15 protein-coding genes are annotated in these 14,876 nt (G+C 53.3%); 2 read left to right on the top strand and 13 right to left on the bottom strand.

Annotated elements, in window-relative coordinates; translation table 11 throughout:
* Positions 1–14: 14 nt before the first annotated feature.
* The 8 genes from tyrR to pspA all read right to left on the bottom strand — a co-directional run bounded on the left by tyrR (position 15) and on the right by pspA (position 6,201).
* Entirely contained in the window at positions 15–1,556 is a 1,542-nt protein-coding gene (gene tyrR / locus FEK47_RS06960) for a transcriptional regulator TyrR (RefSeq protein ID WP_135486178.1), read from the bottom strand.
* Between the two features lie 146 nt (positions 1,557–1,702).
* The gene (locus FEK47_RS06955; protein ID WP_135486179.1) at positions 1,703–2,764 is read right to left on the bottom strand and encodes a YcjF family protein; all 1,062 of its coding nucleotides are present in this window, start codon (positions 2,762–2,764) and stop codon (positions 1,703–1,705) included.
* The gene (locus FEK47_RS06950) at positions 2,761–4,158 is read right to left on the bottom strand and encodes a YcjX family protein (RefSeq protein ID WP_000825763.1); all 1,398 of its coding nucleotides are present in this window, start codon (positions 4,156–4,158) and stop codon (positions 2,761–2,763) included. The genes FEK47_RS06955 and FEK47_RS06950 overlap by 4 nt, the downstream gene beginning before the upstream one ends.
* Before the next feature lie 118 nt (positions 4,159–4,276).
* Positions 4,277–4,591: a thiosulfate sulfurtransferase PspE gene (gene pspE / locus FEK47_RS06945; RefSeq protein WP_064527288.1), complete on the bottom strand. Its 315-nt coding sequence runs from the start codon at positions 4,589–4,591 to the stop codon at positions 4,277–4,279.
* Between the two features lie 74 nt (positions 4,592–4,665).
* Positions 4,666–4,887, bottom strand: a complete 222-nt coding sequence (gene pspD, locus FEK47_RS06940; RefSeq protein WP_096839698.1) for a phage shock protein PspD — start codon at positions 4,885–4,887, stop codon at positions 4,666–4,668.
* 8 nt (positions 4,888–4,895) lie between these two features.
* Entirely contained in the window at positions 4,896–5,255 is a 360-nt protein-coding gene (gene pspC, locus FEK47_RS06935) for an envelope stress response membrane protein PspC (RefSeq protein WP_000907387.1), read from the bottom strand.
* Entirely contained in the window at positions 5,255–5,479 is a 225-nt protein-coding gene (gene pspB, locus FEK47_RS06930) for an envelope stress response membrane protein PspB (RefSeq protein WP_001274958.1), read from the bottom strand. Before pspB ends, pspC begins: the two co-directional genes overlap by 1 nt.
* A gap of 53 nt (positions 5,480–5,532) precedes the next feature.
* Positions 5,533–6,201, bottom strand: a complete 669-nt coding sequence (gene pspA / locus FEK47_RS06925; protein WP_000511019.1) for a phage shock protein PspA — start codon at positions 6,199–6,201, stop codon at positions 5,533–5,535.
* A gap of 166 nt (positions 6,202–6,367) precedes the next feature.
* Between pspA and pspF the strand changes: the two genes are divergently transcribed.
* Complete coding sequence (gene pspF, locus FEK47_RS06920) at positions 6,368–7,345, top strand: phage shock protein operon transcriptional activator (protein WP_001324045.1); 978 nt, start codon at positions 6,368–6,370, stop codon at positions 7,343–7,345.
* Positions 7,346–7,475: 130 nt separating this feature from the next.
* Here the strand turns inward: pspF and puuE are convergent, their stop codons facing one another.
* The 5 genes from puuE to puuD all read right to left on the bottom strand — a co-directional run bounded on the left by puuE (position 7,476) and on the right by puuD (position 13,170).
* Positions 7,476–8,741 (bottom strand): 4-aminobutyrate transaminase, encoded by a 1,266-nt coding sequence (puuE, locus tag FEK47_RS06915; protein ID WP_135486181.1) that lies wholly within the window; start codon positions 8,739–8,741, stop codon positions 7,476–7,478.
* Positions 8,742–8,778: 37 nt separating this feature from the next.
* Positions 8,779–10,059: a gamma-glutamylputrescine oxidase gene (puuB, locus tag FEK47_RS06910; protein WP_135486182.1), complete on the bottom strand. Its 1,281-nt coding sequence runs from the start codon at positions 10,057–10,059 to the stop codon at positions 8,779–8,781.
* A 1-nt stretch (position 10,060) separates the two neighbouring features.
* A complete protein-coding gene (gene puuC / locus FEK47_RS06905) occupies positions 10,061–11,548 on the bottom strand; it encodes an aldehyde dehydrogenase PuuC (RefSeq protein WP_138183147.1) in 1,488 nt (495 codons plus the stop codon).
* 274 nt (positions 11,549–11,822) lie between these two features.
* Positions 11,823–12,380: an HTH-type transcriptional regulator PuuR gene (puuR, locus tag FEK47_RS06900; protein WP_001278727.1), complete on the bottom strand. Its 558-nt coding sequence runs from the start codon at positions 12,378–12,380 to the stop codon at positions 11,823–11,825.
* Between the two features lie 25 nt (positions 12,381–12,405).
* The gene (gene puuD / locus FEK47_RS06895; RefSeq protein ID WP_135486183.1) at positions 12,406–13,170 is read right to left on the bottom strand and encodes a gamma-glutamyl-gamma-aminobutyrate hydrolase; all 765 of its coding nucleotides are present in this window, start codon (positions 13,168–13,170) and stop codon (positions 12,406–12,408) included.
* A gap of 211 nt (positions 13,171–13,381) precedes the next feature.
* On the opposite strand from puuD, the gene puuA reads away from it, so the two are divergent.
* A complete protein-coding gene (puuA, locus tag FEK47_RS06890) occupies positions 13,382–14,800 on the top strand; it encodes a glutamate-putrescine ligase (protein WP_130216076.1) in 1,419 nt (472 codons plus the stop codon).
* The last annotated feature ends 76 nt before the right edge of the window (positions 14,801–14,876 follow it).

The following is a 14,876-nucleotide window of genomic DNA, read 5'->3' as shown; positions in this document are numbered from 1 at the left end:
GGCATTTATCCCACTTATTCTTCGTTCTTCTTCTGGCTCAATCCATATTCCCGCAATTTATTGGCAATCGCGGTGTGTGAAACGCCCAAACGTTTTGCCAGTTTGCGCGTACTGGGGTAATTGCGATAAAGCTGGGTTAATACCGAACGTTCAAAACGGCTGGTGATTTCGTCCAGCGAACCTTCCATTGCATCTTCACCAACGGCCACAGTTGCAGCGTCATAATCCGGCAGCAAAATATCCTGCGGACGCAGTTCATAACCTTCCAGTTGCGTCAGTGCGCGGTAAATGGCGTTTTTCAACTGCCGCACATTACCCGGCCATGCATAACGCGTAAGTACAGTATTTAGATCCGCAGCTAATTTCGGACGCGGCACGCCCTGCTCGTCAGCAAATCGGGCAACAAATAGCTCGGTTAACGGCATGATGTCCTGCGGACAGTCCCGCAGCGGCGGCAAATTGAGCGTCAACACGTTCAGACGATAATAGAGATCTTCGCGGAACACGCCTTTTTGCACCAGCTCGACCAGATTCTTCTGCGTCGCGCAAATTACCCGCACATCCACATGCACTTCGTGGTCTTCCCCTACTCGACGGAAAGTGCCATCGTTGAGAAAACGCAATAATTTTGCCTGCATTCGTGGCGACATCTCGCCAATCTCATCCAGCAAAACCGAACCGCCGTTCGCTTGTTCAAAGAATCCTTTTTTCCCCTCCGGCGCATGCCCGAAGAGTTCGCTCTCAACAGCATCTTCTGGAATAGAAGCACAGTTCAGCGCCAGATAAGGTTTACTCGCACGCGGGCTTGCCTGATGACAAGCGTAAGCAAAGAGATCTTTACCTGTGCCGGTATCACCCGTGATCAGCAGCGGTGCGCTTAACATTGCTAACTTTTGCGCCTGCTCTACCGCATGCTTCATTTTAGGACTGATGGCGACAATCTGACTGAAGGCGCTGACATCCTGGGCAGCCACATTTTGCAACTGACGGCCCATACGGATTGTTGAGCGCAGCATAACTACCGCACCGGTCAGGACATGCTGGTCGTTTTCATCCTGAAGATAGACAGGCGTTATCTCCATCAGAAAATTTTGTCCATTAATCACTACATGTTCGTTATGTGAATCCTGCGGGTCGCTCTCAAGCCAACGTAAAAAATTAAATCCGTTAATCAATTGCGCAGCGGTATGATTGCGTAAGCGCTCCAGTTTTTGCCCGAATAGCTGACAGCTCGCCGGATTTGCCATGTCCACCTTGCTTTTCATATCGACAGAAAGCACAGGTTCAGGCAAGGCTTCAAGCAATGCGCTCAACGCCTGATGTTCTCGCTCGGAAGGCATCCACGGCACAGTGCGCACATCGGTAACGCCCGCAATACGGCGTATTTCCGCCATCAAACTGCTGAAACTGTCAAAATCCAGTTCGGAAAAATTCAGGTAAATCCGCCCGATTGGGTCAATCTCAATACCGCGTAAATCGATGCCTCTTAGCACCAGTAGGTCGAGCAATTCGCGGGTCAGACCGAGTCGGTCTTCACAAAAGACTTCCAGACGCATGGGAACCTTCACATGAAAAAGAACAATAAATATGATGATATGACACTATTCGAGTAGCAGGAAGGTTTCTGTCAACAAACATTGACACAACGATGGATAAACGGGCACTTCGGCGTAAAGCTATCCGATCAGCGCCCGAATGTGCACTATTTTTCGCCGGACGTTTTGCTCTTTTGTAACGTCTCTTTTACCTGACCGATGAGCTGGCGACGGAAATCACCCAAACGTGGTTTGTCATTGTCAATCCACGGCAGCGGGCGGCAAAGTTCCATAGCTTTGATCCCCAGTCGTGCGGTCAGTAACCCGGCACCTATTCCCTGAGCGGCGCGAGTAGACAAGCGCGCGGCGAGATCCTGCGACATCCAGTCCATCCCGACTTCACGCACCAGTTCGCTGGCACCCGCGAAAGCGATATTCAGCAAGACCAGTTTAAACAGACGCAGACGGCTGTAATATCCCAGTTCAATGCCATACAGCGTGGCGATGCGATTAATCAAACGCAGATTGCGCCAGGCGATAAACGCCATGTCCACCAGCGCCAGCGGGCTGACCGCAATCATCAACGTCGATTCCGCCGCTGAGCGGCTGATTTCGCGCCGCGCCTGGGCATCTAAAACCGGCTGGACCAGGTGAGCATACAAACTAACCACTTCACGATCGTTCTGCGTTTCATGGATTGAGGCATACCAGCGTTGCAGCGCCGGATGTGACTGATCGATTCCCGCCTGCTGCGCCAGTTTTTCGCAAAATGCGCGGCCTTTACCCGTGCCGTGGCTGTGCAACAAATCGCGTGCTTCGTCGCGTTCGTGCGCACGCTGGCGCAAGCGCCATAAGCGCCGCCATTCTGTTACCACAGAACCCACGCCAGCGCCGATAATCAATGCCCCAGCGGCACAACCGCCCAGCGCCACCCAGTCCTGAGTTTGCCAGGCGTTCATTGTCCACTGCACGCCCTGACCGACAACGCTTGCGCCAAACAGAGCCAGCCCGCCCATCACCATTTTGCGCCACAGACTGCGTTTCGGACGTAACGCGGCATCCATTACCGCTTCGACTTGCCCCTCTTCTTCCTGCGCTTCGTCGAGCGTGGCCGGGGCAAAATTTTGCGCCTGACTTTCGTCAAAGGTCTGCTGTGCCCTGAATTTTGGATTCTGATCGACCTCCAGCGGACCGTCGAAATCAATACGTGGTTTTAACGGTTCGGTCATCGCAATTTATCTCCTATTAAAAATTCCAGCGCAGCATCAAGACGAATATGCGGTAGCGGTTTGTCGACATCCATTACCTGCGGACGAAACGCTTCAAACTGGAAGCCTTGCTTATCCCAGAACGCCTGACCGGGCAAACGTGCGGGAACTTCGCCAGGATAAACAGTGAGCGGTGCACCATCGCTGAGTCGATTACCGCGCAGCGCCGGGATTTTCTCACCGTTAACATCAATAATGCCGCTGGTGGTCGCCTGAACTGACGCCAGCCCCAGACAATCCATGCTGATCCCTTCGAACGCCGCATTTTGCCAGGCATCCTGAATCAGTTGTTGCAGTAATGAAACCATATTGGCGTGCTGATCGATAGTCACATGGTCCGCTTTAGTGGCAGCAAACAATAGCTTATCGATAACCGGCGAAAACAAACGCCGGAACAGGGTACGCTGTCCGTAGTGGAAACTTTGCATCAGCTGCGTCAGCGCCAGACGCATATCATTAAATGCCTGTGGCCCACTGTTGAGAGGTTGCAGGCAATCCACCAGCACAATCTGGCGGTCAAAGCGCAGAAAATGATTCTTATAGAACCCCTTCACCACTTTCTCGCAGTAATAATTAAACCGCTCGCGCAGCATTCCGGCGTTGGTGTGTTTATCGGCCTGCGCCAGTTTGGACTCGCCCCAGGCATCGACATCCGGCCACGGGAAGAATTGCAGCGCGGGCGCTCCTGCCATATCTCCCGGCAAAACAAAGCGCCCTGGCTGAATAAAGTGCAGCCCCTGCTGTTTACAGTGGTGGAGATAATCGGTCCACGCGGCGGCAATGTCTGCCAGTCGGTTTTCGTCGGCGGGCGCTAGCGGGTCCAGCCCTTCGCACATCATTCGCCATTTCGCCGACCATTCGCCGCGCTGACCATTGAGTAAGCCCGTCATCTGGCGCGACCAACTTAAGTAATCCTGCGCCAGCATCGGCAGGTCGAGCAGCCATTCGCCGGGATAATCCACAATCTCCAGATACAGCGTGGAGGTGTCTTTGAAGTGACGCAGCAGTGAATCATTCGATTTAAAACGTAGTGCCAGGCGGATTTCACTGACGCCGCGCGTTGGCGTCGGCCAGGCGGGAGGATCGCCATATAACTGCGCCAGCCCTTCATCATAGGTGAAGCGCGGAATGCCAAAGTCACGCTGGGGAATGCGTTTTACGCCCAGCAGGCGCTCTTCACGCACCGCACTTAATAGCGGCAAACGTGCTCCGGCATGAATATTGAGCAACTGATTAACCATCGCGGTGATAAACGCTGTTTTGCCGCTGCGGCTAAGTCCGGTTACAGCGAGGCGCAGGTGCCTATCGACACCCCGATTCACCAGCGCATTAAGTTCATTTTTAAGTCGCTTCATTGCTGTCCTGTGCCAGAAAGCCGTAGAAAGGATTAGATACTGGAGATAATAATGTGGGTTAATTTTGATTTATCAAATGAATAAGCGGCGTTATTTACACCGCTCAAGCAATAATTTGTTAACCTTTGACCTTCGGCATTTCGATGTCTTTCAGGCCACCGACGTTCTCAACGTGGGTATATCCCATCTCGTTGAGGATCTCTTTTGCCTGCCCGGACTGGCGTCCGGCGTTGCAATACACTTTCACGGTGTCGTTTTTATCCGGAACGGCGGTGGCAATGCGCTCTTTCACTTCCTTCAGGGGAATATTGATGGCCCCCTGAACGTGCTCTTGCTGATACTGCTCTGGAACACGAACATCTATCCAGTGTTCAGCGGCGAAAACAGGCAGTGAAAACACCAGAGTCAGAGCAAGTAAGCCTTTTTTAAACATATAAGTGTCCTTCTATGGATGAAAATTGCCATCCATTATACGCCTGAGATCTAACAATTTTTGCGGAACTCCCCTCACCTTTTATAACGCTGCGCCAGTTTATTGGCAGCCCGACTTAACAGCGGTTCCAGCGCCACAGCCAGCAACATTTTCAGCGGTCGGCGAGCAACTGATTTTATCGCCCAACCAGCCACACCCGCCGGGCCATAGCGCAGTGCGGTAAGAAGTACCAGCTTGCCTGCTAATTTAAAACCAGGCTTCATCTTTTGCCCGGCCTGTTGCCAGCGAGTATTCATAACTTTCCTCACAGTTGACGGAAACGACTACGTAGCGTGAAGGTGTCGGAAGTGACATAACGTTCCATCTCGCGTAAACGCGTTTCACTGGCCGCCAGTTCACGGTCGACTTCATCCAGCAATTCGCTGCTGGAAGGTAGCTGCTCACCAAAGGCCATGTTGTCCGGCATTGGATCAAGCGCAAATGACAAAATGATGTAAGCAACCAGGGTAAACAGCGCCAGGCCGAAGAAAATCGACAGCACCACCAGAATACGAACCAGTTTTACCGGTACATCAAAATAGTTAGCAATCCCGGCACAGACCCCGCGTACCATGCCCTGTTGTGGAATACGCCATAATTTTTTATTGAGATTAATACCCGCCATTAGCGATCCCTCCAGTTCGGATGTTCAGCATCAAGAATGGATTCCAGCGCCTGAATACGCTCGCGCATCCGTTTTGCTTCATCAGCCAGTTGCGCTAATCGCTGTTGTTCGCTTTGCGAAAGCTCTCCACGACCGGAGCGGTTGCTGTAATGCAGCCATAACCAAATCGGTAAAACAAACAGCACAAAGATGGTTAACGGAATAGCCAGAAATAGCGCGCTCATAAGTACTCCTTAAGGGATGAGCGGCGGCGTGTTTGGACGCCGCCTGGATGTTATTATTGATTGTCTTGCTTCATTTTGGCTTTTAATTGTGCCAGTTGCTCGCTGATTGCATCATCAGCTTTCAGCTCGGCAAACTGATCGTCCAGCGATTTTTGTTTGCCGAAACTGTGGCTTTCCGCTTCTGCTTCCATCTGGTCGATACGGCGCTCGAAAGATTCGAAACGGGCCATCGCTTCATCCAGTTTGCCACTGTCCAACTGACGACGCACATCGCGTGACGAGTTTGCGGCCTGATGACGCAACATCAATGCCTGCTGGCGAGCACGAGTTTCGCTCAATTTGTTTTCCAGCTCGCCAATCTCTTTCTTCATACGCACCAGCGTATCGTCCACCAGCGTCACTTCATGTTCCAGGCTCTTAATCAGATCGGTCAGTTTCTGTTTTTCAATTAACGCCGCACGCGCCAGGTCTTCTCTATCTTTCAGCAGTGCCAGTTCGGCTTTTTCCTGCCACTCAACTTCACGCGCCGACGCTTGTTCAATACGGCGAGTCAGCTGTTTCTTTTCCGCCAGCGCACGTGCCGAAGTAGAACGCACTTCAACCAGCGTGTCTTCCATTTCCTGGATCATCAGACGCACCAGTTTCTGCGGATCTTCCGCTTTCTCTAACAGAGCGTTGATGTTGGCATTCACGATGTCGGCAAAGCGAGAAAAAATACCCATAATGTTGTCCTCTTGATTTCTTCGTTCAGGATTGTCCTGCTGAACTGTTAATACAATTTGCGTGCCAATTTTTTATCTTTTTGATTTATAAAGATCTGATTGAAGATTCAACAGCAACATGCCAGGATGAATTAGCGAATTACACTAACAAGTGGCGAATTTCATCATGGCAGAATACAAAGATAATTTACTCGGTGAGGCGAACAGCTTTCTCGAAGTGCTGGAACAGGTTTCGCATCTCGCACCGCTGGACAAACCGGTGCTCATCATCGGCGAGCGCGGCACCGGTAAAGAGCTGATCGCCAGCCGTCTGCATTATCTCTCCTCCCGTTGGCAAGGGCCGTTTATTTCCCTTAACTGCGCGGCGTTAAATGAAAATCTGCTGGATTCCGAACTGTTTGGCCACGAAGCTGGTGCATTTACCGGCGCGCAAAAACGACATCCGGGACGATTTGAACGTGCCGACGGCGGTACGCTATTTCTTGATGAACTCGCTACAGCACCGATGATGGTGCAGGAAAAATTATTGCGCGTGATTGAGTACGGTGAACTGGAGCGCGTTGGCGGCAGCCAGCCATTACAGGTGAATGTGCGGTTGGTATGCGCGACGAATGCCGATCTTCCAGCGATGGTCAATGAAGGTACTTTTCGCGCGGATCTGCTCGACCGGCTGGCTTTCGATGTAGTGCAACTGCCACCACTGCGCGAGCGCGAAAGCGACATTATGTTGATGGCAGAACACTTTGCCATCCAGATGTGTCGGGAAATCAAGCTGCCTCTGTTCCCGGGTTTTACCGAGCACGCCAGAGAAACATTGCTGAATTATCGCTGGCCGGGAAATATTCGTGAATTGAAAAACGTAGTGGAACGTTCGGTGTATCGCCACGGCACCAGCGATTATCCGCTTGATGACATCATTATTGATCCCTTTAAACGGCGCCCACCTGAAGAAGCCATCGCCGTTTCAGAAAACACCTCGCTTCCGACGCTGCCGCTGGATTTACGCGAGTTTCAGATGCAGCAGGAAAAAGAGTTGCTGCAACTCAGTTTGCAACAGGGGAAATATAACCAGAAGCGCGCAGCTGAATTGCTGGGGTTAACCTATCATCAGTTCCGCGCGTTGTTGAAAAAGCACCAGATTTAGCGAAGTTGGGCAATGCGATTCGCCGGATGCGGCGTGAACGCCTTATCCGGCATACATAATCAATACGTCGTTTGCAGGCCTGATAAGCGCAGCGCATCAGGCATTATTGCGTTGACCCTGCTTTTGCGTATTAATCTCTCAGCGCATCCTGCAAAATTTTCATTGCCGCATCGAATTGCGCATCCGGGATGGTCAGCGGATACAGGAAACGAATCACGTTGCCGTATGCGCCACAGGTCAGCAGAAGCAGCCCCTGTGCCAGCGCACGTTGCTGGATTTTCTGGGCAATCGCCGCTGACGGTTCGCCCGTTTGCGGATCGTTAAACTCTGCTGCAATCATCGCCCCCAGACCACGTACTGCCGCGATCGCCGGAACGTTTTCTTTGGCCTCAATCAGCGTGTTTGTCAGGCGCTGGCCCAGTTGATTCGCGCGTTCGCAAAGTGATTCTTTGTCGATAATGTTGAGCACCGCGTGCGCGGCAGCCACCGCCAGCGGGTTCCCGGCGTAGGTGCCGCCAAGCCCGCCCGGCGCGGGCGCGTCCATAATATTCGCGTTACCGACCACGCCCGAAAGCGGCATGCCACCCGCGAGGCTTTTCGCCATCGTCATTAAGTCTGGCTTATCGGCGTAATGATCCATCGCAAACAGCTTACCGGTACGCGCAAAACCGCTTTGCACTTCATCGGCAATCATCACAATACCATGCTCGTCGCACAGGCGGCGAATCGTAGAAACCAACTCTTTTGGCGCCACGTTAAAACCGCCCTCGCCCTGCACCGGTTCGAAAATAATCGCCGCCACCTGCTTCGCTTCAATGTCCGATTTAAACAAGCGTTCGATGGCGTCGAGGGAGTCCTGCGTTGAAACGCCATGTAAATCTGACGGATAAGGCACGTGATACACCGAACCGGGGAACGGGCCGAAGCCGATTTTGTAAGGCGCGACTTTTCCGGTCAGCGCCATGGTCATATACGTGCGACCGTGGAAGCCGCCGCTAAACGCAATCACGCCAGGGCGTCCAGTATGGGCGCGGGCGATTTTCACCGCATTTTCCACCGCTTCCGCGCCGGTGGTGAAGAACGCGGTTTTAGCCTGCCCGCTCACCGGGGCAAGGGCGTTGATTTTCTCCGCCAGGGTGACGTAGCTTTCATACGGCACAATCTGGTACGCGGTGTGGGTAAACTGTTGCAGTTGCTGCTCCACCGCCACGACCAGTTCAGGGTGGCGATGCCCGGTATTCAGCACCGCAATGCCTGCGGCGAAATCGATGTACTCGTTGCCCTCAACATCCTTAAGCGTGGCGTTTTCTGCCGACTGGGCGAAGAAGTTACACATCACGCCAACCCCGCGCGGGGTGGCAGAGAGACGACGCTGATGGAATTCATTGTTGCTCATGTTTCACACCTTTTGACTCTTCACTGTTAATCGGAAATTAAACGCCCAGACGATCGCGCAGGCTGTAATAAGCCGCGCCCATCGCGGTAAACGGAACGCGCAGCGTGCGCCCGCCGGGGAACGGATAATGCGGCAGATTGGCGAAGGCGTCGAAACGCTCGGCGTCGCCGCGCAGCAGTTCAGCAATCAGACGCCCGGCGAGATGGGTACAGGTCACACCGTGGCCGCTGTAGCCCTGCATGTAATAGATGTTGGTATCGAGGCGACCGAACTGCGGCATGCGCGACAGGGTCAGCAGGAAGTTGCCCGTCCAGCGATAGTCGATTTTGACGCCCTTCAGCTGCGGGAAGGTTTTCAGCAGTTTCGGCACCACAAGACGCTCAACGTCATCCGGGTCGCGCGCGCCGTAGACCACGCCGCCGCCGTACAGCAGGCGGTTGTCGGCGGTAAGACGGTAGTAATCAAGCAGATAATTACAGTCTTCCACGCAGTAGTTTTTCGGGATCAGCGAACGGGCTAAATCTTCCGACAGCCGCTCGGTGGTGATCACCTGCGTGCCGCACGGCATACTGCGTTTCGCCAGCTCCGGCTCCACTTTATCGCCCAGGTACGCATTCCCGGCGACAATCACATACTTCGCCGTCACCTGGCCTTTGGCAGTACGCACCACGGCGGGCGTGGTGTGCTGGATCTGCGTGACCGCAGAAAGCTCATACACGCGCCCGCCGTTGAGACGAATGGCGTCCGCTTCGCCAATGGCGAGGTTCAGGGGGTGAATATGCCCGCCGCTGTGATCCAGCAGCGCACCAGTGTAGCGATCGCTGGCGACTTCGCGGCGAATGGCGTTGGCGTCCAGCATCTCCAGCTGTTTATTGCCGTAGCGTTCCCAGTTCTCTTTCTGCTCTTCCAGAGTCGCGAGCTGTTTATCATTCATCGCCACAAACAGACCGCCGGGGCGGTAGTCGCAGTCAATCTGATAACGTTTGATACGTTCGCGGATGATCTCTCCGCCCTCAAACATCATGCTGCCGAGCATACGAGCGGTGTCCATGCCGTAGCTTTTTTCGATAACGTCGATGTCGCGGCTGTAGGAGTTCACAAGTTGGCCGCCATTGCGCCCGCTGGCGCCGAAGCCGATGCGTGAGGCTTCGAGAACCACCACGTCAAAGCCCGCTTCTGCCAGATGCAGCGCTGAGGAAAGCCCGGTATAACCGCCGCCAATCACGCAAACATCACAGGTGATTGACTCATTCAGTGTGTCGAATGGCGCGTATTTATTCGCACTGGCGGCGTAGTAACTGCTGGTATGTTCGGTCATTTCAGGCCTCCAGGCTTATCCAGATGGTTTTCAGTTCGGTGAATTTTTCAAGGGCATGCAGGGATTTGTCGCGACCGTTGCCGCTCTGCTTATAGCCGCCAAACGGCACGGTCATATCGCCGTCGTTGTAGTTATTGACGAACACGGAACCGGCTTTCAGGCGACGGCTCATGCGGTGCGCGCGGGAGAGATCGCGCGTCCATACCGCTGCGCCCAGGCCGTACTGGCTGTCGTTGGCAAGCTGTAGCGCCTGGTCTTCTGATGTGAAACGCGTGACCACCAGCACTGGGCCGAAAATCTCTTCGCGGCTCAAGGACGCATTCGGGTCTACATCCACAAAGATGGTCGGGCCGATGGCCGCAGCCAGTTCGGCGTTACGACCATCCAGCAGCAGTTGCCCTTTACCCTCGCCTTCACGAATAAAGCTATGCACCGAGTCGGCGTGAGCGCAGTCGATTAAGGTACCCATGATGGTCGCGGGATCAAGCGGATGGCCCGGTTGCCAGTTTTGCGCCTGCTGTTTTAACAGGGCTAAGAATTCATCGGCGATGCTCTCTTCCAGCAACAAACGCGTTCCGGCGATGCACACCTGGCCCTGGTTGTAGAAGATACCTGCGGCTGTCGCGCTCGCCGCTTTTTGCAAATCCGGGCAGTCGGCAAAAACGATGTTGGCGCTTTTGCCGCCCGCTTCCAGCCAGACGCGTTTCATGTTGCTGTCGCCAGCATCCTTCAGCAGCTGTTTCCCGGTGCGGGTTGAACCAGTAAAGGCAATGGCGTCGATATCGTTATGACGAGACAGCGCCTGCCCCGCTTCATGACCAAAACCTGTCACTACGTTCAGCACGCCATCCGGCAGACCTGCTTCTTTCGCCAGCCCCGCGAGACGAATCGCACTGAGCGGTGATTTTTCAGATGGTTTTAGAATCACGCTATTCCCTGCCGCCAGCGCCGGGCCAAGCTTCCAGCAAGTCAGCAGCAGCGGGAAGTTCCACGGTACAATGGCGGCAATCACGCCGACCGGTTCACGCACGATCATCGCCAGCTCATGGCTACTGGTGGTCGCCACTTCGCCATACACTTTGTCGATTGCCTCGGCGTACCAGCGAATGGCGCGCGCCGCGCCGGGTATATCATCACGCAGGCTGTGACGAATCGGTTTGCCGGTGTCGAGAGTTTCCAGCAGTGCCAGCTCTTCGGCGTGGGCTTCCATTAAATCGGCGAGTTTATTCAGCACCGCTTTACGTTTTGCCGGGGCGGCCTGCGACCAGTCGCCGCGTTCAAATACGCCGCGTGCTGCGCTCACCGCACGGTCGATATCGACGCTCTTGCCGCGCGCGATATTCGCCAGCGGTGCCTGGGTGACCGGATCAACGGTTTCAAAGGTTTCATTTTCCGCCGCAGCGGTATATTCACCGTTAATAAATAAGCGGGTTTCAATGGCGAGACTTAACGCTTTATCCTGCCAGTAAGCCAGATGATGAAAATTCATTATGACTCCTGTTTCACGTCTATCAGATATATGCAGTTTGTGAACGTCAGGGCGCAGAGATCCCCGGGCTGCATGCCCGTTTATTTCTGGCGACATTCTTTATATACACTTCATCCTTCAAGCCGCCTCTGCCTTGGCTGCGTTCGCTCCCCCGAATCACTTACCTGAGTAAGCTTATCGGGATTCGCTCACTTGCCGCCTTGATGCAACTTGAATGATTTTGTGTATAGATTGCCGGGCGCATTGCGCTTACCCGGCTTACAGAACAAAAAGATTAAAACGTGGTGGGCGTATGGGCGCTGATAATTCGGCAAATACCTGCCGACGTATTACTGAAACTGTGCGGGATGCCGGTATTAATGGCATAACTTTGCCCCGCGACGAGGTGGTAATCCTGACCATTAATGGTCAGAACAATTTCACCTTCCAGTACAGTGCCTATTTCCTCACCCTGATGCTTGATTCTTTCCCCAGTGGTTGTGCCCGGCTGGTACGTTTCAAAGATCATCGCCAGCGTGCGATTCGGGTTACCGTTATGTACCAGCTTCATCGACACACCCTGACTGCCCATTTCAATTAAGTCGTCCTGATTAATGACGACCTGCGGCTCATCAGGTTTTTCCGGCTCGGAAAAGAATTCCGAGAGTGACAGACCATACACCTTCAGCAGCTTTTGCAGCGTACTGATGGCAGGACTGACTTTATCTTGTTCTATCGTACTGATAGCACTGTGAGTCAGCCCGGAGAGTTCGGCGGCACGACGTTGTGAAAGCCCCTGCTGCTGGCGGATTTCTGACAAGCGTTTTCCTGGCGCCAGTCCCTCATCACTCATATTTGCATTTCCTTAACTGTAGTGGTCAGAGTCGCTGTTTTTCAGCGATATGGTTCTGACAAGCGGTGATAAAGCCCTCGAACAATATACGCGAAAGCGCGTACTCGCTACTGTTCCATTCCGGGTGCCACTGTACGCCCAGCGCGAAAGGATGATTGATGACGCTCACCGCCTCAACCAGACCATCCGGCGAGCGAGCTTCAACACGCAACTGCGGGCTAACGACCTTCGCCCCTTGTCCATGCAGAGAGTTTACCCAAAAGTTGCTACATTCAGGTAACAATGCAGACAGTAATCCCCCCTCTTCAACCTGAACTTCGTGCGACGGCGCATATTGCTGCTCCACCGGCAGTTCGGGATCTTCACGATGTTCCAGCAATTCAGGCTGTTCACACAGTTTGCGATGCAACGAACCACCGGTTGCTACCACCAGTTCCTGTAACCCCCGGCAGATGGCGAAAATGGGGATGCGCCTTTCGAGTGCGGCATTAATTAACGCCATGCTCAGAAGATCACGCCCGGGATCGGCGTCAGGCTCATCGCCGTTTTCACCATATAGGTGCGGCTGCACATTGCTGGGACTACCTGGAAGATAAATGCCATCGAGTTTAGGCAGCAGTTCTTCAAGTAATGACGGTTCCGCCAGCGCATGTGGCAGCGCAATCGGCAAACCGCCCGCGTGGATGATGGCATTCAGGTACTTTTCTTGCAGAGTCTGGGTCGTATGACCCTTAAACCTGTTCCTGCACATTACGACACCGATAACCGGATTGTTCATTATATTTTCCATGCTCAATCTCACAAAGTGGACTAAATTATCGCCATTACTGCGGTTTAAATGACCTTTATGTTCAATATTTTTTCAATCTAGCAGTGGGTTTTCATTTTTGCAAACTCAATTTAACATTTGACAAACATTTAGTTTGCATACAGATTCGAATAGTGGTCATTATATTTTACGCTTTGCTAACGAGCGGAAAACAAACCAAAGGCGAAGAATCATGGAAACCAATATCGTTGAAGTAGAGAACTTTGTTCAGCAGTCAGAAGAGAGGCGGGGTAGCGCCTTTACGCAGGAAGTGAAACGCTACCTGGAGCGCTACCCGAATACGCAATATGTTGATGTTTTACTTACCGATTTGAATGGTTGTTTCCGTGGGAAACGCATTCCTGTTTCAAGTCTGAAGAAGCTGGAGAAAGGGTGTTATTTCCCGGCCTCGGTATTTGCAATGGATATTCTGGGCAATGTAGTAGAAGAAGCGGGCCTGGGTCAGGAAATGGGTGAACCAGATCGTACTTGTGTGCCAATACTCGGTACCTTAACCCCTTCTGCCGCCGATCCAGAGTTTATCGGTCAGATACTCCTGACCATGGTCGATGAAGATGGCGCTCCCTTTGACGTTGAGCCGCGGAACGTTCTTAACCGCCTGTGGCAGCAGCTGCGCCAGCGCGGATTGTTCCCGGTCGTAGCGGTAGAGCTGGAGTTCTATTTACTGGATCGTCAGCGCGACGCTGAAGGGTATCTGCAACCGCCCTGCGCGCCCGGCACCGATGACCGCAATACACAAAGCCAGGTTTACTCGGTTGATAACCTCAACCACTTCGCCGATGTGCTCAATGATATTGATGAACTGGCGCAGTTACAGTTAATTCCCGCCGACGGTGCGGTCGCCGAAGCCTCGCCGGGCCAGTTTGAAATCAACCTTTACCATACCGATAACGTGCTGGAAGCCTGCGATGATGCGCTGGCGCTAAAACGCCTGGTGCGTCTGATGGCAGAAAAGCATAAGATGCACGCCACTTTTATGGCGAAGCCGTATGAAGAGCACGCGGGCAGCGGGATGCATATCCATATCAGTATGCAAAATAATCGTGGCGAGAACGTGCTTTCTGACGCAGAAGGCGAAGATTCGCCTCTGCTGAAAAAGATGCTCGCCGGGATGATCGACCTGATGCCGTCATCAATGGCGTTGCTGGCGCCGAACGTGAATTCCTATCGCCGCTTCCAGCCAGGCATGTATGTGCCAACGCAGGCGTCGTGGGGCCATAACAACCGCACCGTCGCCCTGCGTATTCCGTGCGGCGATCGTCATAACCACCGCGTGGAATACCGCGTGGCGGGTGCCGATGCCAACCCATATCTGGTGATGGCGGCGATTTTTGCCGGTATTTTGCATGGCCTTGATAACGAACTGCCGTTGCAGGAAGAAGTCGAAGGCAACGGGCTGGAGCAGGAAGGCTTACCCTTCCCGATTCGCCAGAGCGATGCCCTGTGGGAGTTTATCGAGAACGATCATTTGCGCCGCTATTTAGGCGAGCGTTTTTGCCATGTGTATCACGCCTGTAAAAATGATGAGTTGTTGCAGTTTGAGCGCCTCATCACAGAAACAGAAATTGAGTGGATGTTGAAAAACGCATAGTACCCCTTGCGGGGTTGTTTCATCGGCCTGAGCGGAGCCAGGCCTGACATTTGCTGGTAATCCAGACATTTCCCGG

The sequence above is a fragment of the Escherichia sp. E3659 genome, assembly GCF_005781135.1.
In the GTDB taxonomy this organism is placed as follows: domain Bacteria; phylum Pseudomonadota; class Gammaproteobacteria; order Enterobacterales; family Enterobacteriaceae; genus Escherichia.
Note: the sequence above shows the minus strand (reverse complement) of the source record. Positions and strands in the feature narration are given on the sequence as shown.

Bases quoted from the DNA above. Each gene is read 5' to 3' on its own strand.
- FEK47_RS06955 (WP_135486179.1), bottom strand. From the start codon at position 2,764: ATGACCGAACCGTTAAAACCACGTATTGATTTCGACGGTCCGCTGGAG.
- puuE (WP_135486181.1), bottom strand. From the start codon at position 8,741: ATGAGCAACAATGAATTCCATCAGCGTCGTCTCTCTGCCACCCCGCGC.
- pspB (WP_001274958.1), bottom strand. From the start codon at position 5,479: ATGAGCGCGCTATTTCTGGCTATTCCGTTAACCATCTTTGTGCTGTTT.
- pspE (WP_064527288.1), bottom strand. From the start codon at position 4,591: ATGTTTAAAAAAGGCTTACTTGCTCTGACTCTGGTGTTTTCACTGCCT.
- pspA (WP_000511019.1), bottom strand. From the start codon at position 6,201: ATGGGTATTTTTTCTCGCTTTGCCGACATCGTGAATGCCAACATCAAC.
- pspD (WP_096839698.1), bottom strand. From the start codon at position 4,887: ATGAATACTCGCTGGCAACAGGCCGGGCAAAAGATGAAGCCTGGTTTT.
- puuD (WP_135486183.1), bottom strand. From the start codon at position 13,170: ATGGAAAATATAATGAACAATCCGGTTATCGGTGTCGTAATGTGCAGG.
- FEK47_RS06950 (WP_000825763.1), bottom strand. From the start codon at position 4,158: ATGAAGCGACTTAAAAATGAACTTAATGCGCTGGTGAATCGGGGTGTC.
- pspF (WP_001324045.1), top strand. From the start codon at position 6,368: ATGGCAGAATACAAAGATAATTTACTCGGTGAGGCGAACAGCTTTCTC.
- puuA (WP_130216076.1), top strand. From the start codon at position 13,382: ATGGAAACCAATATCGTTGAAGTAGAGAACTTTGTTCAGCAGTCAGAA.
- puuC (WP_138183147.1), bottom strand. From the start codon at position 11,548: ATGAATTTTCATCATCTGGCTTACTGGCAGGATAAAGCGTTAAGTCTC.
- puuR (WP_001278727.1), bottom strand. From the start codon at position 12,380: ATGAGTGATGAGGGACTGGCGCCAGGAAAACGCTTGTCAGAAATCCGC.
- tyrR (WP_135486178.1), bottom strand. From the start codon at position 1,556: ATGCGTCTGGAAGTCTTTTGTGAAGACCGACTCGGTCTGACCCGCGAA.
- pspC (WP_000907387.1), bottom strand. From the start codon at position 5,255: ATGGCGGGTATTAATCTCAATAAAAAATTATGGCGTATTCCACAACAG.
- puuB (WP_135486182.1), bottom strand. From the start codon at position 10,059: ATGACCGAACATACCAGCAGTTACTACGCCGCCAGTGCGAATAAATAC.